The following is a 25,730-nucleotide window of genomic DNA, read 5'->3' as shown; positions in this document are numbered from 1 at the left end:
CCTAGCCCTCGCCCGCCTCGCCGGCGCGGCCGCGAAACCCCTTCGCCACCACATACCATTCGCTCGAGCCCTTGCGGCTGGCGGGTGGTTTGGCGTGCTTCACGCTGTCGAAATTGCGGTTGAGCAGGGTGACGAGTTCCTTGTCGGCGCCGCCCGCGAGCACCTTGGCGACGAAGGCGCCCCCCGGCTCGAGGATTTCGAGCGCGAAGTCGAGCCCCGCCTCGACCAGCCCCATGGTGCGCAGGTGGTCGGTCTGCTTGTGGCCGATGGTGTTGGCGGCCATGTCCGACAGGACGAGGTCGGCGGGGCCGCCCAGTTCTTCCTTGAGCCGGTCGGGGGCGGCATCGTCCATGAAATCCATCTCGAGCAGCGTCGCGCCCTCGATCGGGTCGGTCGGCAACAGGTCGATGCCGACGACGCGCGCCTGCGGGCATTTCTGGCGCACCACCTGCGTCCAGCCGCCGGGCGCCACCCCGAGGTCGACCACCCCCTTGACGCCCTTGAGCAGGTCGAACCGCTCGTCGAGCTCGAGCAGCTTGTAGGCGGCGCGGCTGCGGTAGCCGTCGGCCTTAGCCGCCTTCACATAGGGATCGTCGAGCTGGCGCTGCAGCCAGCGGGTCGAGGCGGCGGTGCGCCGCTTGGCGGTCCGCACCCGCTGCTTGCCCCCGCCCCGGCCGCGCCCGCTCGTGTTCTTCACCATGCCGCGCCCCTACAACCGATAGCCGTCGCGCGCCATCAGGCTGCGCAGGATGCCCTCGCGAATGCCGCGGTCGGCGATACCGAGCTCGCTCGCGGGCCAGATGTCGAGGATCGCCTCGAGGATCGCGCAGCCCGCCACCACGAGGTCGGCGCGCTCGGTGCCGATGCAAGGCAACGCGGCGCGCCCCGCCGGATCGCGCTCGGCGATGGTCTGGGTGATCAGCCGCATCGCGTCAATCGGGACATGCAGCCCGTCGACCGCGCGGCGATCGTAGCTCGGCAGTTCGAGATAGACGCTGGCGAGCGTGGTGACCGTGCCGCTGGTGCCGAGCAGGCGGATGTCGGCGCGGTCCTTGGGCAGCCATTCGGCGAAGCGCGCGAAGCCCTCGCGCGCGCGGCGCCGCATGCGGTCGTAGGCGGCGATCCGGTCGGGCCCCTCAATATTCTCGCGCCCCTCGCTCTCGGTCAGGCTGACCACCCCCCACGGCGCCGACCACCAGGCGCGGATGCGCGGCAGTTCGCCGTGGGGTTCGACCAGCACCAGCTCGGTCGAGCCGCCGCCGATGTCGAAGATGACCGCGGGGCCATCGCCCGGACCGAGCAGCTTGTGGCAGCCGAGCACCGCGAGCCGCGCCTCTTCCTGCGGCGGGATGATGTCGAGCACGATCCCGGTCTCGCGCCGCACGCGGTCGACGAACTGGCGCCCGTTGGCGGCGCGGCGGCAGGCCTCGGTCGCGACCGAGCGCGCGATGGTGACGTTGCGGCGCTTGAGCTTTTGCGCGCACACCCCGAGCGCGGCGACCGCGCGGTCCATCGATTCGTCGGACAGGCGCCCGCTGGCGGCGAGCCCTTCGCCGAGGCGCACGATGCGGCTGAAGGCGTCGATGACGGTGAAGCCCTCGCCCCCGTCGGGACGCGCGATGAGGAGGCGGCAATTGTTGGTGCCCAGGTCGAGCGCGCCATAGCTGGGGCTCCGTCCCCCGCGCGGCGGCCCCCCGGGGCGCTGTCCACGCGCGCGCCCGGCGCGCCTGCGGCGCGGCGGGGCCTGTCTTGCGGCGTCCTGCGCCATAACCATCATCTTCCAACACGACACCGCGGTCGGGAATACGTCCGCGGCTGACCTGTCCCCTTTTTAGCCCCCTTTTCCGTGCCTGCGCAACCGACCTTGCGATGCATCGGTTGACAGCCCGCCCCGCGCCGCTTATCAGCCCGCCCACGCGCTCCGGAGCGGCCCTGCCGCGCCACGAGTTGCCCCATCGTCTAATGGTAAGACTACGGACTCTGAATCCGTCAATCGTGGTTCGAATCCACGTGGGGCATCCAGCGCTTTTCCCGCCCCTGCCACCGCCACATCGGACCGCGCCCGCGTTTGCGCCCGCCGTGCGCGCGGGGCCCCCGCGCCGGCCTGGCGCCGTCCTTGCGGGCGCCGCTGTATCGCATTGAAGTCGGACGCTTTTTGCGGCATAATCGTCGCCCTGCCACGGGGAGAGGCACGCGCCATGCAAAAAGAGGATCTCGAATATTTTCGCGATCGCGCGGAACAGGAACGGCGGCTCGCCGCCGCGTCCGCGCCGCGCCGCGCCGGGCTGGTCCACGACGAACTGGCGCGCCATTATGCCGCGCGCGCACGCAGCCTCGAGCACGCCCGCGAGGGCTGAGGCCGGCGCGCGGAACGAAGGCGCGCGCCCGAGCGCTGGTCGCTCGATGTCGCCTCGCACTCGCCCCACGCTCGTCGCCGCCGCCTTCGCCGCGGTCCTTCCCGCCCCGCTGGCCGCGGCGCCGCCGGCGCCGCCCGTGGCGGCCGCCGCGCCCGCGCCCGCGCTCGTCGTGCGGCTCACCGCCGACGCCCCGGCGGTGGAGCGACCGCTGCTGGTCGCGCAACGGCTCGCGCGCGATCCCCGCGTCGCCCGCGCGACCTTCGACAATGAGGATGGCGCGCTGCTCGCGCTGGTGCTGGTCTTTCCCGATCGGGCCGACTTCTCGCGCTGGATGAACGGCGGTCGCCCGGCGCTGCTCGACGGGCTCGGCGAGGGCGCGCGCATCCGCTCGATCACGCTGACCGATCCCGCGCTCGTGCGGCGCGCCGGGCTGGACCCGCGCGGCCTGCCCGCCGGCAACGTGTCGGTAACTTACGCGAATTCGGGGCGGACCGTCGAGGGCGATGCCGATATCGATGCGGTCACCGTCCTGTGCACCGACGGCGCGCTGTGCAAGCCGAGCAACTAGCCCCGCCGGCCCGAGGCCAAACGGGGCCGGGCACCGCGTGCCCGACCCCGCCCTCTCAATTGTAACGAGAGAGAGGCCCGTGGGACCCGGTGCGGGTCCTAGCGCTTAGCTCTGGTAGAAGATGTGGACGCCGACCTTGGCGACCTCGTCGAACGCGGGCGCCCAGTGCGGGCTGACATAGTCGGCGTGGTACCACAGCACGTCGCCGCGCACGATCTCGTGCGCATCGTCGATCGCGACCTGCGCGACCGCCTTGGCGGTATCCCACGCCTGCATCTCGGTGATCTTGGGGAAGCGGCGGTTCTGCACGAAGCTGAACTGCGCCTTCTGCTTGATGACGTCGCACCACGTATCGGGGTAGCGTTCGCTCTCGGTGCGGTTAATCACCACGTCGGCGACCGCCAGCTGCCCCTCGAGGCTCTCGCCGCGCGCCTCGAAATAGACCGCGTTGGCAAGACACCATTCCTGTTCGTCGAGCTCGCTGTCGGCGATGCCGCGGTTGTTCTCGACCATCTCGTCGAGGGTGAACTGCTCGTCTTCGGCGATTTCGGCCGCGCGGTCGAGGAAGGCGGCACGCGTCTCGGCATCGAGCGCGGGGCCAGTGGCGGCGGTCATGTGTGCGGAAACCTGGGCACCACCGGCGGTCGCAAGCAAAGTGGCACCAATGACGGGCGCGAGGCCCGAAATACGAAGTTTAGTCAAGATTGTCTCTAATACGTGCGGCCGTGCGTTCAGCTGCCAGCAGGCTCGTCCCCGCTACGCGGCGGCTGAAGGTTCCGTCCGTCTCGCTCTCGCTCTTCGCCTACCCTCCACGGCGGCGCGAGCCCTCGCTCTCTCTCGTTACAAGGATCAATTTAGTGCCTTGTTGAAATTAAAAAAGATGCGGCGCGGTAAACGGATTGTGCAGTGCGACGAAATGTGCAACATCTTGAAAACAAACGGTTTTTCTTTCGGCTTCATGAACGATTAGCTGTCGTTTACATGAACGAAAAAGGCGCCGGTCGCAGCTCATCGACCAGCGCCTTCGGTTCGTCGGCGGGCGGATTTGCGCCCGAGACGCGAATCAGATCGCCGCAGCGTCCTTGCGCGCCATCTTCTTGCGCTCGTGCGTGTCGAGATAGCGCTTGCGCAGCCGGATCGCATTGGGGGTGACCTCGACCAGCTCGTCGTCCTGGATATAGGCGATCGCCTGTTCGAGCGTCATCCGGCGCGGCGGGGTGAGGCGGATGCCCTCGTCCTTGCCCGAGGCGCGGAAGTTGGTCAGCTGCTTGGACTTCTGGGCGTTGACCTCGAGGTCCTGCGGCTTGGCATTCTCGCCGATCACCATGCCCGCGTAGAGCGGGTCGCCGGGGCTGATGAACAGGATACCGCGATCCTCGAGCGCGTTCAACGCGTAGGCGACCGCATCGCCCTTATCCATCGAGATGAGCGCGCCGTTCTGGCGGCCCTCGATCTTGCCCTTGTAGGGGCCGTAGCGCTCGAACACGCGGTTCATGATGCCGGTGCCGCGCGTGTCGGAGAGGAATTCGCCGTGATAGCCGATCAGCCCGCGCGAGGGGGCCGAGAAGGTCAGCCGGGTCTTGCCCTGCCCCGAGGGACGCATGTCGGTCATCTCGGCCTTGCGCATCGCCATCTTCTCGACGACCGTGCCCGAATATTCGTCATCGACGTCGACGACGACGGTCTCATAGGGCTCCTCGCGCCCGTCGGGGCCGTCGCGCAGCAGCACGCGCGGGCGGCTGATAGACAGTTCGAACCCCTCGCGGCGCATGTTCTCGATGAGCACGCCCAATTGGAGTTCGCCGCGGCCGGCGACCTCGAAGGCGTCCTTGTCGGCGCTTTCGGACACGCGGATCGCGACATTGGTCTCGGCCTCGCGCTCGAGCCGTTCGCGGATCACGCGGCTCTGCACCTTGTCGCCGTCCTGGCCCGCAAACGGGCTGTCGTTGACCGCGAAGGTCATGCTCAGCGTCGGCGGGTCGATCTCGCTGGCCGGGACCGGCTCGGTGATGGTCGGGGTGCCGATGGTGTTCGACACGGTCGCGGTCATGAGGCCGGCGATGGCGACGATGTCGCCCGCCTTGGCGCTCTCGACCGGCACGCGCTCGAGCCCCTGGAAGGCGAACAGCTTGGAGATGCGCGCGTCCTCGACCTTGTTGCCGTTGACGTCGATCGCGCGCACGGGATCGCCGACCTTCAAGCTGCCCTGCTCGATGCGCCCGGTGAGGATGCGCCCGAGGAAGTTGTCGCGGTCGAGCAGCGTGGCGAGCATCTTGAACTCGGCGTCGGGATCGAGCCCGGGCGCCGGGACATGGTCGACGATGGTCTCGAACAGCGGCTGGAGGTCACCCTCGCGCGCGGTCGGGTCCTTCGAGGCATAGCCCGAACGGCCCGAGGCGTAGAGTGCGGGGAAGTCGAGCTGCTCGTCATTGGCGTCGAGCGTCAGGAACAGCTCAAACACCTCGTCGAGCACCTCGGCCTCGCGCGCGTCGGGACGGTCGATCTTGTTGACGACGACGATCGGCCTGAGGCCGAGCCCGAGCGCCTTCTGGCAGACGAACTTGGTCTGCGGCATCGGCCCCTCGGCGGCGTCGACGAGCAGGATCACCCCGTCGACCATCGAGAGGATGCGCTCCACCTCGGCGCCGAAGTCGGCGTGGCCGGGGGTGTCGACGATGTTGATCCGCACCGGCTCGCGCCCCTCGCCTTCCCAGACGATCGAGGTGCACTTGGCGAGGATGGTGATCCCGCGTTCCTTCTCGAGATCGTTCGAATCCATCGCGCGTTCCTCGACGCGCTGGTTCTCGCGGAAGGTGCCCGACTGGCGGAAGAGCTGGTCGACGAGCGTTGTCTTGCCATGGTCGACGTGGGCGATGATCGCCACGTTGCGAAGTTGCATATTATCTTGTCCGGCTAGAGGTTTGGCGGCCCCCTAGCCGAAAAGCGCGCCCCCGCCTAGCCCTCGTGCGGCGACTAGCGCGAGAAGGGGGGCATCCGACCCGCGGCGCTGTCGCGGCGGCTCTGGTGATAGGCCGCTGCGAGCAGGTGCACCCCGAGCAGGGCGGCGAAGGCCCAGACATAGGTCTCGTGCGCATCGCCCGCCCAGTCGGCGACCGCCTCGGTCACCCCCGGCACGGCGGGAAAGGCGAGCCCGAACTTGAGTTCGACCCAGCTGGTGCCGTCGGACACCGCCATCAGCCCGCCGAGCGGGATGGCGACGAGGAAGACATAGAGGAGGAAGTGGCTCACCCCCGCCGCGACGCGTTGCCAGCCGGGCAGCCGCGGTGGCTGCTTGGGGGCGGCGACGAAGAAGCGGGTGAGCAGGCGCAGGAGGACGACGACGATCAGCGCCGCGCCGATGGTCTTGTGCCAGCTGAACCATTCGAGCCGCTCGGGGGTGCCCTTCTCATACACCTTGTGGAACAGCCAGCCGGTGGTGAACTGGCCGATCACCAGCGCGGCGGCGAGCCAGTGCCAGAAGGCGGCGAGCGTGGAATAGCGGTGCAGCGGCTTTTGCATGGTCCCCCCGGAAATGCGTTTGGCGGACGCTGGCACGCGCGCCGCCCTTGTTCAACGAAAAAGGCCGCCGCCACGACGGGGTGACAGCGGCCCTTTTCTTCAGGACAGCCCGCCTAGCGGGTGAACTTCTCGCCCTTCTCCGCCTTGTCGAGGAGCAGTTGGCTGAAGCTGAACTTGTCGCCGAGCCGCTCCTGCTGGCGCTTCAGCCCCTCGACGATCTTGTCCGCACCCACGCTGTCGGCCCAGTACATCGGGCCGCCGCGATAGACGGGCCAGCCGTAGCCGTAGACCCAGACGACGTCGATGTCGGAGGCGCGCTGCGCCTTGCCTTCCTCGAGGATTTTCGCGCCCTCGTTGACCATCGTGTAGAGCGTGCGCTCGATGATTTCCTGGTCGGAGATCTCGCGCTTCTCGATCCCCTTCTGCTTGGCGAAGTCGTCGATGATGCCCTGCACCTTCTCCGACGGGCTCGGGCGGCGGTTCTCGTCATAGTCGTAGAAGCCCGCGCCCTTCTTCTGGCCCCAGCGGTCGATCGCGCAGAGCGCGTCGCGGATGCTCTCGATGCGGGAAGGATCGCGGTGCCAGCCGATGTCGACGCCCGCGAGGTCGGCCATCTGGAAGGGACCCATCGGCATGCCGAACTCGACATGGACCTTGTCGACCTGCTGCGGGGTGGCGCCTTCCATGAGCAGCTTTTCGGCCTCGAGCTGGCGCGGGATCAGCATGCGGTTGCCGATGAAGCCGTAACAGACGCCCGCGATGACCGCGACCTTGCGGATCTTCTTGGCGATGGCCATCGCGGTGACGAGCACGTCATCGGCGGTCTTGTCGCCGCGCACCACCTCGAGCAATTTCATGATGTTGGCGGGCGAGAAGAAGTGGAGGCCGAGCACGTCCTGCGGCCGGCTGGTCGCCGCGGCGATCTCGTTGATGTCGAGATAGCTGGTGTTCGACGCGAGGATCGCGCCCTTCCTGGCGATGCCGTCGAGGCGCCCGAAGATGTCCTTCTTGACGTCCATATTCTCGTAGACCGCCTCAATGATGAGGTCGCATTCGGCGAGGTCGTCGAAATTCAGCGAAGGCTTCAACAGCCCCATCGCCTGCTCGACCTGCTCGGGCGTCATGCGGCCCTTCCTGGCGGTGCTGTCGTAATTCTTGCGCATGATGCCGGTGCCGCGGTCGAGCGCTTCCTGGTTCATCTCGACGATGGTCACGGGGATGCCCGCGGTGAGGAAGTTCATCGAGATGCCGCCGCCCATCGTGCCGGCGCCGATGACCCCGACGCGCTTGATCTCGCGCGGCTGGACGTCGTCGGAGACGCCCTCGATCTTGCTCGCCTTGCGTTCGGCGAAGAAGAAATACTGCCGCGCCTTGGCCTGGTCGCCAACCATCAGCTCCATGAACTTGTTGCGCTCGGCGATGACGCCTTCCTCATAGGGCTTCTCGGTCGCGATCCTGACCAGCTCGAGGTTGGCCGCCGGGGCGACGTCGCCGCGAAAGAGCTTGGCGTTCTTCTTCTTGAACTCCTCGAAGATCGAGGGGTCGACATCCTGGAGGCGGTCGTCGCGCTGCGAGCTGCGCGGCAACGGGCGGGTGTCCTTCACTTCGTTGGCATAGGCCACCGCATGTTCGATGAGGTCGCCCTCGACGAGGCGATTGACGAGCCCTGCGTCGGCGGCGACCTGTGCCGAGACGGGCTTGCCCGTCACCGCCATCTGCAGCGCGAGCTCGACCCCCGCGACGCGGGGCCCGCGCTGGGTGCCGCCCGCGCCGGGCAGGAGGCCGAGATTGACCTCGGGGAAGCCGAGCTTGGCCGAGGGGAGCGCGACGCGATAGTGGCAGCCGAGCGCGACCTCGCAGCCACCGCCCAGCGCGGTGCCGTGGATCGCCGCGACGACGGGCTTCTCGCACGCCTCGATGCGGTCGACGACGGTGGGCAGCCACGGCATCACCGGGGGCTTGCCGAATTCCGAAATGTCGGCGCCGGCGAAGAAGGTGCGCCCCTTGCAGGCGATAACCACCGCCTCGACGGCGTCATCGGCCTCGGCCGCCTCGATCTCGCGCACGAGGCCCTGCCGCACCGCCGCGCCCAATGCGTTCACGGGCGGGTTGTCCGACCAGATGATGCGGACCGGGCCATGGTCTTCGGTGCTGATGGGATCGCTCATATTCGTCTCTCTCCGTATTAGCTTGCGGTGCGGCCGTAGACCTGCCGCGTATAGGGGTGTGAACTGGACAATCCGCCGTCGACGACCAACGCGTGGCCGTTGACGTAGGATGCCTCGTCGGACGCGAGGTACAGCGCGGCGTGGGCGATCTCTTGCGGTTCGCCGCCGCGCTGCATCGGGTTGAGGCTGCCGATCTCGGCCTCGCGCCCCTTGGCGCGCGCGTGATCGTAGATGAAGCGCGTCATGCCCGTCTCGATGAGCCCGGGGCAGATGGCGTTGACGCGCACGTTCGACCCGGTGAGCTGCTGCGCCGCGATCTTGACGAGGTTGATCACCCCCGCCTTCGAGGCGGTATAGGCGGGCCCGCCCGCGCCCGAGCGCAGCCCCGCGACGCTCGCGGTGACGATGATCGCGCCGCCGCCGCGCTTCTTGATGTGGGGCGCGGCATGCTTGATCGCCATCGCCGGGCCGATCAGGTTGACGCGCAGGATTTCCTCCCACGCGCGCTCGTCCTGGTCGAAGATGCCGTCGAAGCCGCCCGAGACGCCGGCGTTGGCGAAGAAGAGGTCGAGCCCGCCATGCCGGTCGACGGTCTGCTCGACCAGCGCCTTGACCGACTGTTCGGAGCCCGCGTCGACCTCGACATCGGCGCCCATCAGGTCGGCGCCGACGACGGTCGCGCCCTCGGCGCGCCACAGCTCGGCGGTGGCCTTGCCGATCCCCGAGCCCGCGCCGGTGATGATCGCGATCCTGCCGGCGAGGCGGCCTTCCGTCTCCCCGGCGCTCACAGCCCGGCCCCCACCGTGGCGCCGCCGTCGACGACGATGCTCTGCCCGGTCATGTAGCCGGAGGCGGGCGAGGCGAGATAGACGGCGGCGCCCGCGATCTCCTCGGGCTCGCCGATGCGGCGCAGCGGCATGGTTCGGGTGATCTTCTTGAGGAGTTCGGGGTTCTCCCACAGCGCCCTCGCGAAGTCGGTGCGGATGAGGCCGGGCGCGATGCAGTTGACGCGCACCTTCTTGGGCCCGAACTCGGCGGCGAGGTTGCGTGCGAGCTGGAAGTCGGCGGCCTTGGAGACGTTGTAGGCACCGATGGTGGTCGAGGCGGTCATCCCGCCGATCGAGGAGACGATGACGACCGAGCCGTCCTCGCGCTCGAGCATGCCCGGCGCGACCATCTGGATCAGCCAGTGGTTGGAGATGACGTTGTTCTGGAGGATCTTCTCGAACTGCTCGTCGCTGATCCCGCCCATCGGCCCGAAATAGGGGTTGGAGGCGGCGTTGCAGACGAGGATGTCGACCTGGCCGAATTCGGCATTGGCCTTGTCGACCATCGCCTGCAGCCCGGCTTTGTCGGAGATGTTGGCGGCGACCGCGATGGCCTTGCCCCCGGAACCGCCAGCGCCCGCCGCGTTGATCGCATTGGCGACCTCGTCGCAGGTTTCCTGCGTGCGGCTCGAGATGACGACATTGGCGCCGCGCATCGCCAACTGCTCGGCGATCGCCTTGCCGATCCCGCGGCTGGAGCCGGTGACGATGGCGGTCTTGCCGGAAAGGTCGAAGGGGTCGGTCATGATGCGAAATCCCATCCCAGTTTGAACAAGGCGCCGAGCATGAAGAACAGCCCGGCGAGAAAAAGGAAGCGCAGGAGGCAGCCGGGGAGCCCTCCGCCTCGGCGCAGCTTGCGGCTCACGGCTGGAGCCCCGCATGCTTGGCATATTCGAGCTTGGCGATGGAGCGCGCATGCACTTCATCGGGGCCGTCGGCGAGCCGCAGCGTGCGGATCCCCGCCCACATGTGCGCGAGCGGGGTGTCTTGGCTGACGCCTGCGCCGCCGAACGCCTGCACCGCATCGTCGATCACCTTCAGCGCCATGTTGGGCGCCTTGACCTTGATCATCGCGATCTCGGCCTTGGCCTGCTTGTTGCCGACCTTGTCCATCATGTCGGCGGCCTTCAAACAGAGCAGCCGCGTGCAGTCGATCTCGATCCGCGCCTCGGCGACGCGCTGTTCCCAGATCGAATGTTCGGCGATGGTCTTGCCGAAGGCGACGCGGCTGTTAAGCCGCTTGACCATCAGTTCCAAGGCTTCCTCCGCCGCGCCGATGGTGCGCATGCAATGGTGGATGCGCCCCGGTCCAAGGCGGCCTTGCGCGATCTCGAACCCGCGCCCTTCGCCGAGCAGGAGGTTCGAGGCGGGAACGCGGACATTGTCGAGCTTGATCTCCATGTGTCCGTGCGGGGCATCGTCATAGCCGTAGACGGTGAGCGGGCGTTCGACCGTCACGCCGTCGGCATCGAGGGGCATGAGGATCATCGACTGCTGGCGATACTTGTGTTCCTCCGGGTCGGTCTTGCCCATGAGGATCGCGATTTTCGCGCGCGGGTCGCCGGCACCGCTCGACCACCATTTCCTGCCGTTGATGACATAGTCGTCGCCGTCGCGCTGGATCGAGCAGGTGATGTTGGTCGCGTCCGAGGAGGCCACCCCGGGCTCGGTCATGAGGAAGGCCGAGCGGATCTCGCCGCGCATCAGGGGGGCGAGCCATTGGTCCTTCTGCGCGCGCGTGCCGTAGCGGTGGAGCACCTCCATATTGCCCGTGTCGGGGGCCGAGCAGTTGAACACCTCGCTCGACCACAGGAGCCGCCCCATCTCCTCGGCGCACAGCGCATATTCGAGGTTGGTGAGCTGTTCGCCCTCGAACTCGAAGCTCTCGTCGACGTGGGCAAGCTGGCCGCCGGGGGGCATGAACAGGTTCCACAGACCGGCTTCGCGCGCCTTGGGCTTCAATTCCTCGATCAGCGGCAGCGGCTGCCAGCGATCGCCCGTCGCGATCTGTTCGTGATAGTCCCCGACTCGCGGCCGGACATGCTCGTCGATGAACGCCTTCACCCGGTCGCGGAAAAAGGCCTGCCTTTCCGTAAGGTCAAAGTCCATCGAGCCGCTCTCCCTGTTGCCAACGCTTCGGTAGCGTTCCAAAACGGAGCTACTTGCCGTTTTCGTAAAGGACAAGGCCATGCCCGATCTGGAGAGCTTTGCACGCGACATAAGGAGTTGGCTGGAGGACAATGTCCCCGCTTCCATGCGCACGCCGATGAAATCCGAAAAGGATATCTGCTGGGGCGGGCGCGATTTCGTCTTCCAATCGGAGGACCAGAAGGCGTGGCTCGACAAGGCGGCGGCCAAGGGCTGGACGGTGCCCGACTGGCCCAAGGAATATGGCGGCGGCGGGCTCGGCCCCGAGGAGACCAAGATCCTCAGGGCCGAGATGAAGCGGATGGGCGTGCGCACCCCGCTCACCAGCTTCGGCATCTCGATGCTCGGCCCCGCGCTGTTGAAGTTCGGCACCGAGGAGCAGAAGCAGCGCTTCCTGCCCCCGATCGCGCGCGGCGAGATCCGCTGGTGCCAGGGCTATTCGGAACCCGGCGCGGGGAGCGACCTTGCCGGGCTTGCCACCAGGGCCGAGGACAAGGGCGATCACTATCTCGTCAACGGCCAGAAGGTGTGGACCAGCTACGCCGACCAGGCCGACTGGATCTTCTGCCTCGTGCGCACCTCGAAAGAGAGCAAGCATGGCGGGATCAGCTTCCTGCTCTTCGACATGGCGAGCGAGGGCGTCAGCACCAGGCCGATCAAGCTGATCAGCGGCCTTTCGCCCTTCTGCGAGACCTTCTTCGACGATGTGAAGGTGCCCAAGGACCAGCTCGTCCACAAGGAGAACGAAGGCTGGACGGTGGCCAAGTACCTGCTCGGGCACGAGCGCGAGATGATCAGCGGGATGGGGCTCGGCGGTGGCGCGGGTTCGAGCCTGATGAGCGAGGCGATCCCCGACGCCGACCCGATCCTCGCCGCCGACCTCGCGCGCTTCGACGTCGACGCGCTCGCCTTCCAGGCGATGAGCGAGGCGTTCATCGACAAGCTCAAGGCGGGCGAGGCGCATCCCGCCGAGCCCAGCATGATGAAATACGCGGGCACCGAATTGAACAAGCGCCGCCACGAACTGGTGATGCAGGGCGGCGGGTCGGACGCATTGGAATGGGAGAGCGAGCGGTCGAAGGGCGGCGCCAAGCCCCGCGACTGGCTGCGCACCAAGGGCAATTCGATCGAGGGCGGCACCTCCGAGATCCAGCTCGGCATCATCGCCAAGCATATCCTCCAGCTTCCGGGAGCCTGATCCACCATGCTCAAACTCAACGACGACCAGCTCATGCTGCAGGATACGGTGCGCCCCTTCATGGCGGACGAGGGCAAGATCGAGACCCAGCTGCGCCACTGGCGCGACATCGGCTGCAAGGACGGGTTCGGACACGGGCTGTGGAAGCAGTTCGCCGACCTCGGCCTCACCGGCATCCTCATCCCCGAAGAGGACGGCGGCTCGGGGTTGGGACAGGTCGAGGCCAATGTCGTGCTCGAGGAAGTGGGGCGCAACCTCACCCCCTCGCCCTTCCTGACCACCGCGGTCGCGACCGTGCGCGCGCTCGAAGGCACCGAGCATGCCAAGCGCTGGTTCCCCACGATCCTGTCGGGCGAGACGGTCGCCGCGCTGGCGGTCGATGAAGGCGCGCATCACGCCCCCGCGCAGACCGCGCTCGAGGCGACCCGCTCGGGCAACGGCTTCACCCTGTCGGGGAACAAGCAGTTCGTCGTCCATGGCGCGAGCGCCGACCTGATCCTCGTCGCCGCGCGCACCGCGGGCCGCGCGGGCGAAACCGAGGGGATCACGCTGTTCGCGCTCGAGAAGGGTGCCAAGGGGCTGGGAATCGAGAATGTCGCGCTCGCCGATGCGAGCAAGGCGGCGCGGCTGACGTTCGATCATGTCGCGGTCGATGCCGACGCGGTGGTCGGCGAGGTCGACGGCGGCTGGGCGCCGCTCGCCCGCGCGCTCGCCGCGGGCAGCGCGGGGGCGGCCTCCGAGCTGACCGGGGTCGCCGCCGGCGCCTTCGGCATGACCAACGACTATCTCAAGGAGCGCAAGCAGTTCGGCCGGCCGATCGGCAGCTTCCAGGCGTTGCAGCACCGCGCCGCGCACCTGTGGGGCGAGATCGAGATCGCGCGCGCCGCGACGCTGAAGGCCGCGCAGCTGATCGACGAGGGTTCGTCGAGGGCCGACCTGTTCGTCTCGGTCGCCAAGGCCAAGGCGGGCAGCGTGTCGCGGCTCGCGGTGCAGGAAGCGATCCAGATGCACGGCGGCATCGGCATGACCGACGAGCATGACATCGGTTTCTACATGAAGCGCCAAGCGGTGGTCGACGAGCTGTTCGGCAGCCCCAATTATCACGCGCTCAAGGTGGCGGGCCGCTAGGTCAGGCGCGCTCGAGCAGCACGTTCATCCGCGCGCTCGCGATCGGCGCGTCGCGGTTCTCCTGCCAGGCGAAGGCATCGATGTTGGCGAGCCGCCGCCCGAGCCGCTCGATCACCGCCTCGGCGTGGGTGTCGCGCGGGCGCCCCCCGCGCATGTAGTCGACCGTCACCGTCACCGGCTTGATCCGCACCTGCGCCTCCTCGGCGCCGAGCCGGTCGCGCAGCGTGGCGTAAGCGGCGAATTCGAGCAGCGCGGCGATCGCCCCGCCGTGCAGGAACCCCGGCCTGCCGGTGACGTCCTCGTGGAAGGGCATGACGAAATGCACCCGCCCCTCGCGCTTGCTGACCGAGAGGCGCAGCAGTTGCGCATAGGGGGGCAGGTCGGGGTCGAGGTCGGCGGCAGGGTCCATGCCCCGCGCGCTAGCCGATCGGGCGCGGGCTGTCAGCCCTTGGTCTTGTAGCCCGCGAGGATCCCCAGCACGAAGGCCGAGAACAGCGCCCACTGGACGCGCCCGTGCGGATCGCTCCAGCCGAAATATTCGGCGCCCCAGCCGAACAGCGCAATGAACATCACCGATGACAGTCCAACGATCATCGCCCTCTCCTCCTGGCCTGCGGGCGTCGCCGCCCCCCGCGTCGGCGGCGGGGTCTCCCGGGCGAGGCCGCCGCGCACCTTCGGCGAACAGGGTTGCCAAAGGGTAAAGCTTGGCGGCCTGCGCGCTTTGCGCTAGCGGGCGGGGAACGGCTCCACTTTGCGACACGAGGCCCCCATGAAAGCGCGCGTCACCATCACCCTCAAGCCCGGCGTCCTCGATCCGCAGGGCAAGGCGATCCACCATGCCCTCGGCGGGCTCGGTTTCGACGGCGTCGAGGACGTGCGCGCGGGCAAGGTCATCCTTCTCGACCTCGCCGACGGTACCCCGGTCGAGACGATCGACAAGATGTGCGAGCAGCTGCTCGCGAACACGGTGATCGAGAATTACAAGGTCGACGTGCTGTGACCGCCGCGGTCATCGTCTTCCCCGGCTCCAACTGCGATCGCGACCTCGCCGTCGCCTTCGAGGGCGTGACCGGCAAGAAGCCCAACATGGTCTGGCACGCCGAGAGCGAGCTGCCCGCGGGGACCGACCTGATCGGGCTGCCCGGCGGCTTCTCCTACGGCGACTATCTGCGCTCGGGGGCGATGGCCGCGGTCAGCCCGGTGATGAAGGCGGTCGCCGCCGCCGCCGCGCGCGGGGTGCCGACGATCGGCATCTGCAACGGCTTCCAGCTGCTCACCGAGGCGCGGCTGCTCCCCGGCGCGCTGATGCGCAATGCCGGGCTCCACTTCATCTGCCGCGACGCGCAGCTTCGCGTCGAGACGAGCGACAGTCCCTTCCTGCGGGGCTATGAGGAGGGCGAACGCATCACCATCCCCGTCGCGCATCACGACGGCAACTACCAGGCCGACGCCGAGACGCTCGACCGGCTCGAGGGCGAGGGGCGCGTCGCCTTTCGCTATGTCGACAACATCAACGGCTCGGCGCGCGGCATCGCGGGGATCCTCTCGGCGCAGCGCAACGTGCTCGGGATGATGCCCCACCCCGAACGCGCGTTCGAACGCGCGCATGGCAACACCGACGGGCGGCGGCTGTTCGAGGCGCTGGTCGGCCAGATCGCCTGATCGCACGACGGCGGTTCGCAAATCCCGCTCAACCCGCTAACGCTGGTCCGCGATGCGCCCGTAGCTCAGTTGGATAGAGCACGAGACTTCTAATCTTGAGGCCGGTGGTTCGAATCCACCCGGGCGCACCATTCTTCCCCAGCGACCGCGCGGCGCGGCGCGGCGGCGCGCGGCGAGCCGGTCGGCTAGACCGACAGATAGGCCTCGTCGAAATCGAGCGGCGCCCTGCCCGCCACCGTCACGCGGTGCCCCGCAAAGGGGCGGCCTGGGGCGAAGTCGACCATCGTGCGCCCGTCGGGCATGACCCAGATCCGATCGAGCGCGAGCCCGCGCTTCCAGTCGTACAGCGACACGGTCTCGTCGCCCTCGCTGCCGAACAGCCATCGCGAAAACAGCTGCTCCCCCGCGATCTCGCGCGCTTCTTCCTGCACGACATCGGGCATCTCGAGCATCTCGAGGGCGAAGGGCGCGGCGGCAGCGATGCCGCGGCGCGAGATCGCCTCGTCGTGGATGACCAGCGTGACCGCCGCGCCATCGAAGGCGACCGAGGCGGTGTAGCAATTGGGGCGGTCCGGGTCGCGCCGCAGCTCGCCCAGCCCCTCGATGTCGATCGTCTCAGGCATCGGGGCGAGCAGGCGCGCGATGGCGTCGCGAAGCCGCGCGAACGGAGGCACCGGCACTAGCGATGGCGCTGGCGTCGACGGTCGAGCGCGCGCGATCTCGAGCGCTGCGAAGCCCGGGCACCATCCTTCGCGATCACCGGCCGGCGCGCGCGCTGGCCGCCATCGACGATGGCAGGATGAAGGCGAAGGCTGTGGCGAGCGTCATGGTCGGGTCCCCCTCGTTTCCGGCCTCGATCACCGGCTGCAGCGCACAGCGCTAGCATGGGTCTGCCCGGACCGCCAGCAGCGCCCGGCCGCGCTTGCCCAGCCTTTCCCCGCGATCATCGGCGCTAAGGGCGGCGATTAGTGGCCGCGCGTCGATCTGCTATCGCGGGGACGGCCCAAGGGGAGACACCGATGACGCGCGTCCGTACCTGCCTCGCCGCGCTCGCCGCGCTCGCGCTCGCCGAGCCCGCGCTTGCCTGCTCGATCGACGAGCTGCCGATCCCCCGACTGCCGCTCGAAAGCGAGGCGGAACATCGCGCGCGCGTCGAGCGCATCGGTGACAATGACACGCTGCTGATGGCCTATCGACAACAGCTGTCCGCGTTCGAGCGCGCCGACGACGTGTGGATCGGCAGGATCACCCGCTCGGCGCCCTGGACCGAGATGCATTATCCCCCGTCGGACGCCCGCCGGGCCACGATCGCGCCGCTGGTGCGCGTCAAGGGCGCGCTGCCCGGGGCGCCGGTGACGCTGGAGGCCTACTGGTCGGGGGGCATGTGCACCCCGGGCGGCGATGGCGCGGGGGCGCTGGCGGCGGTCGGCGAACTGGTCGTGGTCATGCGCGCGCCGGGCAAGGCACGCGAAGGCGCCGCGAACGCGCCTTCCTACACCAGTTTCGAGGCGCGGCAGGTCGTGCTCGAGGAGCTGCTCCGGGCGCTCGACCGCCTGCTCTCCCGGCCCGCAGAGGTGGGCGAACCGGCGCGCTGAGGCCGAGCGGGCGCGCGGTCAGCGACGCCCGAACAGCTGGCGAAGGACCCCGCGCGACGGGCGACCGGGCGCGGGCGCGGGCGCCGGCGCGGGCGGGGGCGCGCGGGGCACCAGCTCGTGCTCGTCGCAATAGGCGTCGAACGCCTCGATCACGGTGCGAATGCTCGCGTCGCCATAGCCGTCGGGGTCGTCGTGGCGGCGGCGATGATCCTCGCGGACCGACTGCAGCGCGCTGGCGGCGGCGCGCGCGCATTCCTGCGGATCGCTCCATTCGAGGGCTTGCAGCTGGTGCACCGCCGCCGACAGGAGCGCCACCGCGCGCAGCTCGTCCTTGCCGACATTGCGCCCGCTCGAAAGGTCGGTCCAATGGCTGTCGGTCAGGTGCGCCATGGCGATGTTCGCCTGCGCCTCGACCTGCCCTTCGAGAAAGCCCAGCATGTCGTCGGTCATCGGCGCAGCCTAGGCGGCGACGCCGGGCGCCTCAACGGGCGAGCACCGGGCGCGCGGGGTCAGGGCAGCAGCTTGCCCGGGTTGAAGATGCCCGCGGGGTCGAGCGCGGCCTTGAGCGCGCGCAGCATCTGCAGCCGCCCCGGCTCGCCGAGCCGCGCGAACTCGCCGCGCTTCATCTGCCCGATGCCATGTTCGGCGCTGATCGAGCCGCCGTGTGTGGCCACCATGTCGTGCACCACCCGCTCGATCGCCGCGCCCTCGGTCTCGCGCCAGTCGGCGCACGCGCGGTCCATCGCGCGGACGTGGAGGTGGATGTTGCCATCGCCCAGGTGCCCGTAGCCCGACACGCTCGTCCCCGGCCAACGCGCCTCGACCGCCTCGCGCACCTCCTTGAGAAAGCCGGGCATCGCGTCGACCGGCACCGACACGTCGTGGCTGTTGGCCATGCCGTAATGCTTTTTCTCGGCCTCCGAGAGCGAATGGCGGATGCGCCAGAAGGCCTCGGCCTGCGCCTCCGAGCGCGCGACCACCGCGTCGCGCGCCAGCCCCGCCTCGAGCGCGTCGCCGAGGATCGCCTCGAGCGCGCCCGCCAGCGTGCCCGGATCGCCCTGCCCCTTGGCCTCGACCAGCACATGCCACGCCGCCCGTTCGATCGGCGGGGTCACGCCCATCACCGCGACCGCGGCGGCGACGACGTCGGCGGGGATGAGCTCGAACCCCTCGATTGCCCCGCAGCGCGCCTCGCAGAAGCGCAGCAGCTCGAGCGCCGCCTTCGGGTCGTCGACCGCGACCCACGCGCTCGCGCGGTCGCGCGGCGCCGCGACGAGCTGGAGCCGCAGCGCGGTGATCACCCCGAACTGCCCCTCCCCGCCGACCAGCAGCCGGTCGACCCGCGGCCCGCGATTGTCCTTCTTCAGCGGGCTGAGCGTGTCGAGCAGCTCGCCCCCCGCGATCACCGCCTCGAGCCCGACCACCATCGCGCCCATCGTGCCGTGGCGCAGCACCTCGGTCCCCCCGGCGTTGGTGCTGGCGAGCCCGCCGAGCGTGGCCGAGCCGCGCGCGCCGAGGTCGAGCGGCAGCCGCAGCCCCGCCTCGAGCAGCCGCGCGTGCAGCGTCTCGAGCACCATCCCCGCCTCGACCACCACCTGTCGGCGCTCGGGGTCGATCGCGCGCACCGCGTCCATTCGCCGCAGCGACAGGATCAGCGCGGTGCCGCTGGCATCGGGGGTCGCGCCCCCGACCATCGAACTGTTGCCCCCCTGCGGCACGAGCGGCACGCGATGGTCCCCGGCGGCGCGTACGATCGCCTGCACCTCGGCCGTCGAGCGCGGCTCGAGCAGCGCCGCCGTGCGCCCCGTCCAGCGCCCGCGCCAGTCGGTGGTCCAGCCCGCGATGCGCTCGGGGTCGGTCGTCACGACGCGCGGGCCGAGCCGCTCGCGCAGCGCCGCGATGAGGGGCGAAGGATCGGTCATCCCCCGGCTCTTAGCCCTTCCCATGCGCGGCTAAAAGCCGCATGGGTCGGCGATGACCCCGAGCCCCCCCATCAACATGATCATCGCGCGCGCGCAAAATGGCGCGATCGGCAAGGATGGCAGCATGCCCTGGCACCTGCCCGCCGACCTCAAGCGCTTCAAGGCGCTGACCATGGGGGGCGCGCTGATCATGGGGCGCAAGACCTTCGAGAGCCTGCCCGGCGTGCTGCCCGGGCGCCGCCACGTCGTGCTGACCCGCGATCCGCACTGGCAGGGCCGCGGCGCCGAGGTGGCGCACGATCCCGAGGAAGCGCTGGCGCGTGCGCAAGGCGAACCGATCTGGGTGATCGGCGGCGCCGAGATCTTCGCCCTCTACCTGCCGCACGCCGAGCGCATCGAGCTGACCGAGATCCTGTGTTCGCCCGAGGCCGACACCTTCCTGCCCGACCCGCGCGCGGCGCCGGGCTGGAGGGAGGTGGCGTGCGAGGAACATCCGCCCGAGGGCACGCGCCCCGGCTACCGCTTCGTCACGCTCGCGCGCGGTTAGCGCCGCGGCATCGCCGCCGCCGCCGCGCGGAAGCGCATCACCTGTTCGGCGAGCACCGCGTCGACCCGGCTCGACCATTCGGCGGCATCGTTGGCGGCGAACCCCGTGACCTTGTAGTCGATCGTCAGGATCGCGCCCGTGCCGCCCGGCTCGACCTTCCAGACCATCGTCCCGCTCGCGGGGGCGTAGAGCAGCGGGCCGAGCCCGCCCGCCAGCACGACTTGCTCGCCCGGGGTCACCGCGACGACGCGCAAGTGCTCGACCGCGCCCGCGTCCCAGATCTCGCAAAAGCAGCCCCCCGGCCGCAGCTCGAGCCGCATGTTGGCGGCCGCGCCCGAATAGCTGTGCGCATCGCTCCACCAGTCGCCGGGCCGCGCGAGGAGGTCGAAGGCGCGCGCCGCGGGCACCACCAGCGGCACCTCGTGGCGGATGTGGAAGCTGTTGGTGGTGGCGGCGATGACATCGGCATGCGCCGCGCCCGGCGCGCCGATCAGCGCGGCGGTGGCGGCGGCAAGGAGCGGCAGGTGGCGCAGCATCGGCAATTCCCCTCGTGGCGACAGGAACCCGAGCCTAGGCGCAAGGCCCCCTAGCTGTCGAGGATGGCGTCGATCGCGGCGGCGACCGCCTCGACGCTGCCCATCCCGTCGACCTCGCGGACGAGCCCGCGACGCTCGTAGAAGGGCAGGATCGGCGCGGTCTTGGCGCGATATTCGGCCATCCGGTTGCGCACCGTTTCCTCATTGTCGTCGGGGCGCTTCTTGAAGTCGTGCCCGCCGCACTCGTCGCAGGTGCCCGCCACCTCGGGCGGCTTGGCGGTCTCGTGGTAGAGCGCGCCGCAGTCGGCGCAGGAGAAGCGCCCGCAGATCCGCTCGACCAGCGCATCCTCGTCGACCTTGAGTTCGATCACATGCGCCAGTTCGCGCCCGCGGTCGGCGAGCAGCAGCTCGAGCGCCTCGGCTTGCGGCTGGGTGCGCGGATAGCCATCGAAGATGGCGCCCCGGGTGGCGCTTTCGAGATGTTCGCCGATCAGCGCCGAGACGATGGCGTCGGAGACCAGCTCGCCGCGTTCCATCACCGCCTTGGCCTCGCGCCCGACGGGGGTCCCCGCCTTGATCGCGGCGCGCAGCATGTCGCCTGTCGACAGCTGCTTCATCCCGCGATCCGCCTCGAGCCGGTGCGCCTGCGTCCCCTTGCCCGCGCCCGGGGGGCCAAGAAGAATGATGTCCATGTGGCTCGCGTCCCCTCGGTCGAATCAATGCCCTCTTGCGACAGGGCTAGCGGCTAGCGGCGGCGACCGCCACCCTTGAGCTTGGCCTTCTTGATGAGGTCGCCATATTGGTGCGCGATCAGGTGGCTTTGCACCTGGCTCACGAAGTCGACCGTCACGTTGACGATGATCAGCAGGCTGGTGCCGCCGAGCAGCGCCGAGCCGACATCGAGGTTCGAGAAGAGGATCTCAGGGATCAGGCAGATGGTCACCAGATAGGCCGCGCCGATCACCGTGATGCGGTTCAGGAGATAGTCGAAATACTGCTCGGTCGCCTTGCCCGGGCGGATGCCCGGCACGAAGCCCCCGGCGCGCTTCAGATTCTCCGAGGTGTCCTCCGAGTTGAACTGCACCGCCGCGTAGAAGAAGCAGAAGAAGGCGATGCCGGCCCCGTAGAGGAACAGGTAGAGCGGCGCGCCGCGCTGGAGGAAGGTCGAGATGGTGATGAGCACGTCGCTCGACGCCGCGTCGGGATCCGCGCCCCCGCCCGCGAACTGGAGCACGGTGAGCGGCATCAGCAGGATCGAGGAGGCGAAGATCGGCGGGATGACCCCGGCGATGTTGACCTTGATCGGCAGGTGGCTGCGCTCCTGCTGCATCATGCCGCGCGCGGTGGCGCGCTTGGGATATTGCACCAGCACGCGGCGCTGCGCGCGCTCGACGAAGCAGATGAACAGGACGATGACGACGAGCAGGACGAGCACCGAGACGACGACCAGCGGGTCGACCGCGCCCGAGCGCCCGCTCTCGAACAGCTGGGCGAGGAGCCCCGGCATCGAGGCGACGATGCCCGCCATGATGATGAGGCTGATGCCGTTGCCGATGCCGCGGCTGGTGATCTGTTCACCCAGCCACATCAGGAACAGCGTGCCGCCGATGAGGCTGATGGTCGCGGCGATGCGGAAGGTCATCCCCGGTTCGACCACCGCGGCGATGCCCTGGTTGGCGCCGAGCCCCTCGAGCCCGGTGGCGATGACATAGCCCTGCACGGTGGTCAGCAGCACGGTCAGGTAGCGGGTGTACTGGTTGAGCTTCTTGCGCCCGACCTCGCCTTCCTTCTTGAGCTGTTTCCACGGCTCGTGCAGCGCGGCGCCGAGCTGCACCACGATCGAGGCGGTGATGTAGGGCATGATGCCGAGCGCGATGATGCTCATGCGCTCGAGGCTGCCGCCCGAGAAGGTGTTGAAGAAGTCGAGGACCCCGCCGCGCTGCGTGTCGAACAGCTGCGCCATCGCGCGCGGGTCGATGCCGGGAATGGGAACGAAGGACAGGAAGCGGAACAGCACCAGCACGCCGAGCGTGAACCAGAGCCGCTTCTTGAGGTCGGTGGCCTTGCGGAAGCTGTCGAAGCTGATGCCGGCAGCCATGTTCTCGGCGGAGGTCGCCATGTCTCGTTCCCTTAACTGTTCAAGCCGGGCGACACGCGGCCACCCCCCCGGAGGCTCGATATAGGAAGGGGCGGGACATTGCCCACCCCTTCACACCAACTTTTAGGCGTCGGCCTTGTCGTCGGCCTTCGGCGCGATCACTTCGACCTTGCCGCCGGCCTTCTCGACCGCTTCGATGGCGCCCTTCGAGGCACCCGCGACCTTGAAGGTCAGCTTCGACTTGAGCTCGCCCTTGGCGAGGAGGCGCACGCCGTCCTTGCCGCCACGGGTCAGGCCGATCGCGTTGAGCGCGTCCTGGTCGACGACCTTCTTGGCGTCGAGCTTCTTCTCGTCGATCGCCTTCTGGACCATGCCGATGTTGACGATCGCATAGTCCTTGCCGAACGGGTTGTTGAAGCCGCGCTTGGGCAGCCGCATGTGGAGCGGCATCTGCCCGCCCTCGAAGCCGTTGATCGACACGCCCGAACGGCTCTTCTGGCCCTTCTGGCCGCGCCCGCCGGTCTTGCCCTTGCCCGAGCCGATGCCGCGGCCGACGCGCATGCGCGCCTTGCGGGCGCCGTCGTTGTCCTTGAGGTCGGTGATCTTGATGGTCATGTCTTGCACTCGCTTTCGCTTTTCATCGCGCTTGTTGAAAAAGGGGAGGCCTTCAAGCGACTTGGGGTGAAGGCTCCCGGCGCGCTGCCTCTAGGACAGGTCGCCTGAACGGGCAAGAGGGGCCGTCACGCAAGGTGAAGCCCCTCTCCCCTTTCGCCGCCCGCCCCGCGAGGGCCGGGCAGCCGATCGCTTTACGCCTCTTCGACGGTGACGAGGTGCTGGACCTTCTTCACCGCGCCGAGCACTTCGGGCGTCGCTTTGACTTCGACGGTCCGATGCATCTTGTTGAGGCCGAGACCGACGAGGGTCGCCCGCTGCGTCTTGTCGCGGCGGATCGGCGAGCCGGTCTGGGTGATCTTGATCGTCTTGGCGTCGTTCTTCTTGGCCATGGGGCTTACTCCGTCACCGCGTCGGCGGTCGCTTCGGCCTCGGCCTTGTCCATGCCGCCACGGCCGAGAAGGTCGGCGACCTTCTTGCCGCGACGCTGGGCGACGCTGCGCGGGCTGGTCTGATCCTTGAGCGCCTCGAAGGTGGCGCGGATCATGTTGAACGGGTTGGCGGTGCCGTTCGACTTGGTCACGACGTCGGCGACGCCGAGCGCTTCGAACACCGCACGCATCGGACCGCCGGCGATGATGCCGGTCCCCGGAGGCGCGGTGCGCACCACGACCTTGCCGGCGCCGAAGTGGCCCTTGCCGTCATGATGGAGGGTGCGACCTTCCTTGAGCGGCACGCGGACCATCGCCTTCTTGGCGGCGGCGGTCGCCTTGTTGATCGCCTCGGGCACTTCGCGGGCCTTGCCCGAGCCGAAGCCCGCGCGGCCCTTGCCGTCGCCGACCACGACGAGCGCGGCGAAACCGAAGCGCTTGCCGCCCTTCACGGTCTTCGAGACGCGGTTGATGTGGACGAGCTTCTCGATCAGCTCCTCGCCATCATCGTCCTGGTTGCGGCGATTGTCGCGACCGCCACGACCGCGGCCACGGCCACCGTCGCGACCGCCACGGCCGCCGTCACGGCCACCGCCGCGACCGCCGCGACCACCGCGGGGCTTGTCTTCACCGGCGACGCCGGCAGCGGCCTGCGCGGCGGCAACCTCGGGGGTTTCCGCAACGCCGGGAGCCTGTTCGCCGTGCGCCGTTTCGGTGGCGGGCGTTTCGGTCGCCGCCGCTTCTTCGGTCTTCTTTTCGTCAGCCATATTAGAACTCCAGCCCTTCTTCACGGGCGGCTTCGGCCAGCGCTTTCACGCGACCATGGAAGAGGAACCCGCCGCGGTCGAAGACGACCGTGTCGACGCCGGCCTTCTTGGCCTTGGCGGCAACGGCCTTGCCGACGGTTGCGGCGGCATCGACGTTGGCGCCCGACTTGACCTTGACGTCCTTGTCGAGGGTCGAGGCCGAAGCGATCGTCTTGCCGGCGGCATCGTCGATGACCTGGGCATAGATGTGCTTGCCCGAGCGGTGGACCGACAGACGCGGACGACCGGCGGAGCGCGCCTTGAGCGCCGAGCGGACCCGGCGACGGCGGCGTTCGAAGAGGGACAGTTTCGCCATCTTACTTCTTCTTGCCTTCCTTGCGGAAAATATATTCCCCGCGATATTTGATGCCCTTGCCCTTATAGGGTTCGGGCTTGCGCCACTTGCGAATTTCGGCCGCGAAGTGCCCGACGAGCTGCTTGTCGATCCCCGAGACTTCCACCGTGGTGTTGTCGGGGGTCTTGACGGTGATGCCCTCGGGCACGTCGAGGTCGACGTCGTGGCTGAAGCCGAGCTGGAGCTTGAGCTTCTTGCCCTGCGCCTGCGCACGATAGCCGACGCCGTTGATCTCGAGCGTCTTCGAATAGCCCTCGGTGACGCCGTCGACGAGGTTCTGCACCAGCGTGCGCTGCATCCCCCAGACCTGGCGGCTGCGCTGCGACATGTTGTGCGGCGTGACCTTGATCTCGCCGTCGGAGATGTCGAACTTCACGAGGTCGTCCATCATGTCCATCGCGAGCTGGCCCTTGGGGCCCTTGATCGACAGGGTCTTGCCCTCGGTGGTGGCGCTCACGCCATCCGGAAGCACGACCGGCTTTTTCCCGATGCGGCTCATTAGAACACCTCCGCCAGCACTTCGCCGCCGACATTGTTCTCGCGCGCCTCGGCGTCCGAGAGGACACCGCGCGGGGTCGACACGATGGTGATGCCAAGGCCGTTGCGCACGCGCGGCAGGTCCTTCGAACCCGAATAGACGCGGCGGCCCGGCTTGGACACGCGGGCCAGATGCTTGATCGCCGGCTGGCCTTCGAAATATTTCAGTTCGATCCGCAGCCCGGCCTTGCCCGCCAGCTCTTCCTCAGAATAGCCGCGGATGAAGCCTTCGCGCTGCAGCACGTCGAGGACGTGGGCACGCAGCTTGGACGCGGGCGACAGGATCGAGTCCTTGCGCGCCTGCTGGCCGTTGCGGATGCGGGTGAGCATATCACCCAGGGGGTCGGTCATCGCCATGCCAGATTCCTTACCAGCTCGACTTGGTGACGCCGGGGATCAGGCCCTTGTTGGCCAGTTCCCGCAGCATGATGCGCGAAAGACGGAACTTGCGGTAGTAACCGCGGCTCCGGCCGGTCAGCTCGCAGCGGTTGCGGATCCGGGTCGGATTCGCGTTGCGCGGCAGTTCGGCCATCTTGAGGCGGGCGATCAGGCGCTCGGTTTCATCGAGCGACTTGTCGTTCGCCTGTTCCTTCAGCTTTGCGTACTTGGGCGCATACTGCTTGGCCAGCTGCTTGCGCTTCTCGTTCTTGTTCACGGAACTCAGTTTCGCCATGACTTAAGTTCTCTCTTTCCTACCTGGAGGGGTCGAGAGACCG

Annotated in this window: 33 protein-coding genes and 2 tRNA genes; 10 read left to right on the top strand and 25 right to left on the bottom strand. The window is 68.6% G+C overall.

Annotated elements, in window-relative coordinates:
* Position 1 precedes the first annotated feature (1 nt).
* Entirely contained in the window at positions 2-700 is a 699-nt protein-coding gene (locus L8951_RS08060; RefSeq protein WP_244382478.1) for an RlmE family RNA methyltransferase, read from the bottom strand.
* A gap of 9 nt (positions 701-709) precedes the next feature.
* Positions 710-1,777, bottom strand: a complete 1,068-nt coding sequence (locus L8951_RS08055; RefSeq protein ID WP_407696401.1) for a Ppx/GppA phosphatase family protein — start codon at positions 1,775-1,777, stop codon at positions 710-712.
* A 171-nt stretch (positions 1,778-1,948) separates the two neighbouring features.
* Here L8951_RS08055 and L8951_RS08050 point away from each other — a divergent pair.
* The 3 genes from L8951_RS08050 to L8951_RS08040 all read left to right on the top strand — a co-directional run bounded on the left by L8951_RS08050 (position 1,949) and on the right by L8951_RS08040 (position 2,925).
* Positions 1,949-2,022 (top strand) — tRNA-Gln (locus L8951_RS08050).
* A 176-nt stretch (positions 2,023-2,198) separates the two neighbouring features.
* Positions 2,199-2,357: a hypothetical protein gene (locus L8951_RS08045; RefSeq protein ID WP_244382476.1), complete on the top strand. Its 159-nt coding sequence runs from the start codon at positions 2,199-2,201 to the stop codon at positions 2,355-2,357.
* A 46-nt stretch (positions 2,358-2,403) separates the two neighbouring features.
* Complete coding sequence (locus L8951_RS08040) at positions 2,404-2,925, top strand: hypothetical protein (protein WP_244382475.1); 522 nt, start codon at positions 2,404-2,406, stop codon at positions 2,923-2,925.
* Between the two features lie 105 nt (positions 2,926-3,030).
* Here the strand turns inward: L8951_RS08040 and L8951_RS08035 are convergent, their stop codons facing one another.
* From L8951_RS08035 to L8951_RS08005, 8 genes are all read right to left on the bottom strand, one after another.
* Positions 3,031-3,540 carry a cell wall hydrolase gene (locus L8951_RS08035; RefSeq protein WP_244382474.1) on the bottom strand — a complete coding sequence of 170 codons (510 nt, stop codon included), beginning with the start codon at positions 3,538-3,540 and terminating at the stop codon, positions 3,031-3,033.
* Positions 3,541-3,988: 448 nt separating this feature from the next.
* Positions 3,989-5,824, bottom strand: coding sequence for a translational GTPase TypA (gene typA / locus L8951_RS08030; protein WP_244382473.1), 1,836 nt, complete (start codon positions 5,822-5,824; stop codon positions 3,989-3,991).
* 74 nt (positions 5,825-5,898) lie between these two features.
* Complete coding sequence (locus tag L8951_RS08025; protein WP_244382472.1) at positions 5,899-6,444, bottom strand: cytochrome b; 546 nt, start codon at positions 6,442-6,444, stop codon at positions 5,899-5,901.
* Between the two features lie 113 nt (positions 6,445-6,557).
* Positions 6,558-8,612 carry a 3-hydroxyacyl-CoA dehydrogenase NAD-binding domain-containing protein gene (locus L8951_RS08020; protein ID WP_244382471.1) on the bottom strand — a complete coding sequence of 685 codons (2,055 nt, stop codon included), beginning with the start codon at positions 8,610-8,612 and terminating at the stop codon, positions 6,558-6,560.
* A 17-nt stretch (positions 8,613-8,629) separates the two neighbouring features.
* Complete coding sequence (locus L8951_RS08015; protein ID WP_244382470.1) at positions 8,630-9,400, bottom strand: SDR family NAD(P)-dependent oxidoreductase; 771 nt, start codon at positions 9,398-9,400, stop codon at positions 8,630-8,632.
* Complete coding sequence (locus tag L8951_RS08010; RefSeq protein ID WP_244382469.1) at positions 9,397-10,185, bottom strand: SDR family NAD(P)-dependent oxidoreductase; 789 nt, start codon at positions 10,183-10,185, stop codon at positions 9,397-9,399. The genes L8951_RS08015 and L8951_RS08010 overlap by 4 nt, the downstream gene beginning before the upstream one ends.
* The gene (locus L8951_RS11545) at positions 10,182-10,304 is read right to left on the bottom strand and encodes a hypothetical protein (protein ID WP_265535977.1); all 123 of its coding nucleotides are present in this window, start codon (positions 10,302-10,304) and stop codon (positions 10,182-10,184) included. Before L8951_RS11545 ends, L8951_RS08010 begins: the two co-directional genes overlap by 4 nt.
* Positions 10,301-11,548: an acyl-CoA dehydrogenase family protein gene (locus L8951_RS08005; protein WP_244382468.1), complete on the bottom strand. Its 1,248-nt coding sequence runs from the start codon at positions 11,546-11,548 to the stop codon at positions 10,301-10,303. The genes L8951_RS11545 and L8951_RS08005 overlap by 4 nt, the downstream gene beginning before the upstream one ends.
* A gap of 79 nt (positions 11,549-11,627) precedes the next feature.
* Between L8951_RS08005 and L8951_RS08000 the strand changes: the two genes are divergently transcribed.
* Both L8951_RS08000 and L8951_RS07995 read left to right on the top strand, forming a co-directional pair.
* Complete coding sequence (locus tag L8951_RS08000; RefSeq protein WP_244382467.1) at positions 11,628-12,785, top strand: acyl-CoA dehydrogenase family protein; 1,158 nt, start codon at positions 11,628-11,630, stop codon at positions 12,783-12,785.
* A 6-nt stretch (positions 12,786-12,791) separates the two neighbouring features.
* Positions 12,792-13,913 (top strand): acyl-CoA dehydrogenase family protein, encoded by a 1,122-nt coding sequence (locus L8951_RS07995; protein ID WP_244382466.1) that lies wholly within the window; start codon positions 12,792-12,794, stop codon positions 13,911-13,913.
* Between the two features lies 1 nt (position 13,914).
* Here the strand turns inward: L8951_RS07995 and L8951_RS07990 are convergent, their stop codons facing one another.
* Together L8951_RS07990 and L8951_RS07985 are read right to left on the bottom strand one after the other, a co-directional pair.
* Positions 13,915-14,322 carry a PaaI family thioesterase gene (locus L8951_RS07990; protein WP_244382465.1) on the bottom strand — a complete coding sequence of 136 codons (408 nt, stop codon included), beginning with the start codon at positions 14,320-14,322 and terminating at the stop codon, positions 13,915-13,917.
* Between the two features lie 32 nt (positions 14,323-14,354).
* Positions 14,355-14,507, bottom strand: coding sequence for a hypothetical protein (locus tag L8951_RS07985; RefSeq protein ID WP_244382464.1), 153 nt, complete (start codon positions 14,505-14,507; stop codon positions 14,355-14,357).
* A 175-nt stretch (positions 14,508-14,682) separates the two neighbouring features.
* Here L8951_RS07985 and purS point away from each other — a divergent pair, with 175 nt between their 5' ends.
* The 3 genes from purS to L8951_RS07970 all read left to right on the top strand — a co-directional run bounded on the left by purS (position 14,683) and on the right by L8951_RS07970 (position 15,706).
* Positions 14,683-14,913, top strand: a complete 231-nt coding sequence (purS, locus tag L8951_RS07980) for a phosphoribosylformylglycinamidine synthase subunit PurS (protein ID WP_244382462.1) — start codon at positions 14,683-14,685, stop codon at positions 14,911-14,913.
* Positions 14,910-15,575 (top strand): phosphoribosylformylglycinamidine synthase subunit PurQ, encoded by a 666-nt coding sequence (purQ, locus tag L8951_RS07975; protein ID WP_244382461.1) that lies wholly within the window; start codon positions 14,910-14,912, stop codon positions 15,573-15,575. Before purS ends, purQ begins: the two co-directional genes overlap by 4 nt.
* Before the next feature lie 54 nt (positions 15,576-15,629).
* Positions 15,630-15,706, top strand: a tRNA-Arg gene (locus tag L8951_RS07970).
* Positions 15,707-15,760: 54 nt separating this feature from the next.
* Here the strand turns inward: L8951_RS07970 and L8951_RS07965 are convergent.
* A complete protein-coding gene (locus tag L8951_RS07965) occupies positions 15,761-16,198 on the bottom strand; it encodes a DUF2262 domain-containing protein (protein WP_244382458.1) in 438 nt (145 codons plus the stop codon).
* A gap of 396 nt (positions 16,199-16,594) precedes the next feature.
* On the opposite strand from L8951_RS07965, the gene L8951_RS07960 reads away from it, so the two are divergent.
* Positions 16,595-17,170: a hypothetical protein gene (locus L8951_RS07960; protein ID WP_244382457.1), complete on the top strand. Its 576-nt coding sequence runs from the start codon at positions 16,595-16,597 to the stop codon at positions 17,168-17,170.
* A gap of 18 nt (positions 17,171-17,188) precedes the next feature.
* On the opposite strand, the gene L8951_RS07955 is transcribed toward L8951_RS07960, so the two are convergent.
* Together L8951_RS07955 and L8951_RS07950 are read right to left on the bottom strand one after the other, a co-directional pair.
* Positions 17,189-17,620, bottom strand: a complete 432-nt coding sequence (locus L8951_RS07955; protein WP_244382456.1) for a hypothetical protein — start codon at positions 17,618-17,620, stop codon at positions 17,189-17,191.
* A 59-nt stretch (positions 17,621-17,679) separates the two neighbouring features.
* Positions 17,680-19,092, bottom strand: coding sequence for an FAD-binding oxidoreductase (locus L8951_RS07950; RefSeq protein WP_244382455.1), 1,413 nt, complete (start codon positions 19,090-19,092; stop codon positions 17,680-17,682).
* A gap of 52 nt (positions 19,093-19,144) precedes the next feature.
* Between L8951_RS07950 and L8951_RS07945 the strand changes: the two genes are divergently transcribed.
* Positions 19,145-19,639: a dihydrofolate reductase gene (locus L8951_RS07945; protein ID WP_244382454.1), complete on the top strand. Its 495-nt coding sequence runs from the start codon at positions 19,145-19,147 to the stop codon at positions 19,637-19,639.
* Here the strand turns inward: L8951_RS07945 and L8951_RS07940 are convergent.
* From L8951_RS07940 to rpsN, 10 genes are all read right to left on the bottom strand, one after another.
* Positions 19,636-20,175 carry an SRPBCC family protein gene (locus L8951_RS07940; protein ID WP_244382453.1) on the bottom strand — a complete coding sequence of 180 codons (540 nt, stop codon included), beginning with the start codon at positions 20,173-20,175 and terminating at the stop codon, positions 19,636-19,638. The genes L8951_RS07945 and L8951_RS07940 overlap by 4 nt on opposite strands.
* 50 nt (positions 20,176-20,225) lie before the next feature.
* The gene (locus tag L8951_RS07935; protein ID WP_244382452.1) at positions 20,226-20,867 is read right to left on the bottom strand and encodes an adenylate kinase; all 642 of its coding nucleotides are present in this window, start codon (positions 20,865-20,867) and stop codon (positions 20,226-20,228) included.
* Between the two features lie 53 nt (positions 20,868-20,920).
* Positions 20,921-22,294, bottom strand: coding sequence for a preprotein translocase subunit SecY (gene secY, locus L8951_RS07930; protein WP_244382451.1), 1,374 nt, complete (start codon positions 22,292-22,294; stop codon positions 20,921-20,923).
* A gap of 102 nt (positions 22,295-22,396) precedes the next feature.
* Positions 22,397-22,888: a 50S ribosomal protein L15 gene (gene rplO, locus L8951_RS07925; protein WP_244382450.1), complete on the bottom strand. Its 492-nt coding sequence runs from the start codon at positions 22,886-22,888 to the stop codon at positions 22,397-22,399.
* A gap of 191 nt (positions 22,889-23,079) precedes the next feature.
* Complete coding sequence (gene rpmD, locus L8951_RS07920) at positions 23,080-23,277, bottom strand: 50S ribosomal protein L30 (RefSeq protein ID WP_244382449.1); 198 nt, start codon at positions 23,275-23,277, stop codon at positions 23,080-23,082.
* A gap of 5 nt (positions 23,278-23,282) precedes the next feature.
* Positions 23,283-24,083 (bottom strand): 30S ribosomal protein S5, encoded by an 801-nt coding sequence (rpsE, locus tag L8951_RS07915; protein WP_244382448.1) that lies wholly within the window; start codon positions 24,081-24,083, stop codon positions 23,283-23,285.
* A gap of 1 nt (position 24,084) precedes the next feature.
* Entirely contained in the window at positions 24,085-24,438 is a 354-nt protein-coding gene (rplR, locus tag L8951_RS07910; RefSeq protein WP_244382447.1) for a 50S ribosomal protein L18, read from the bottom strand.
* A 1-nt stretch (position 24,439) separates the two neighbouring features.
* Positions 24,440-24,976, bottom strand: a complete 537-nt coding sequence (gene rplF / locus L8951_RS07905) for a 50S ribosomal protein L6 (RefSeq protein ID WP_244382446.1) — start codon at positions 24,974-24,976, stop codon at positions 24,440-24,442.
* A complete protein-coding gene (rpsH, locus tag L8951_RS07900) occupies positions 24,976-25,371 on the bottom strand; it encodes a 30S ribosomal protein S8 (protein WP_244382445.1) in 396 nt (131 codons plus the stop codon). Before rpsH ends, rplF begins: the two co-directional genes overlap by 1 nt.
* Before the next feature lie 10 nt (positions 25,372-25,381).
* The gene (gene rpsN, locus L8951_RS07895) at positions 25,382-25,687 is read right to left on the bottom strand and encodes a 30S ribosomal protein S14 (protein ID WP_244382444.1); all 306 of its coding nucleotides are present in this window, start codon (positions 25,685-25,687) and stop codon (positions 25,382-25,384) included.
* Positions 25,688-25,730: the final 43 nt, after the last annotated feature.

This window comes from Sphingomicrobium astaxanthinifaciens (assembly GCF_022865105.1).
In the GTDB taxonomy this organism is placed as follows: Bacteria; Pseudomonadota; Alphaproteobacteria; order Sphingomonadales; family Sphingomonadaceae; genus Sphingomicrobium; species Sphingomicrobium astaxanthinifaciens.
The sequence above is the reverse complement of the archived record's forward strand: the minus strand, read 5'-3'. Positions and strand labels throughout refer to the sequence as shown.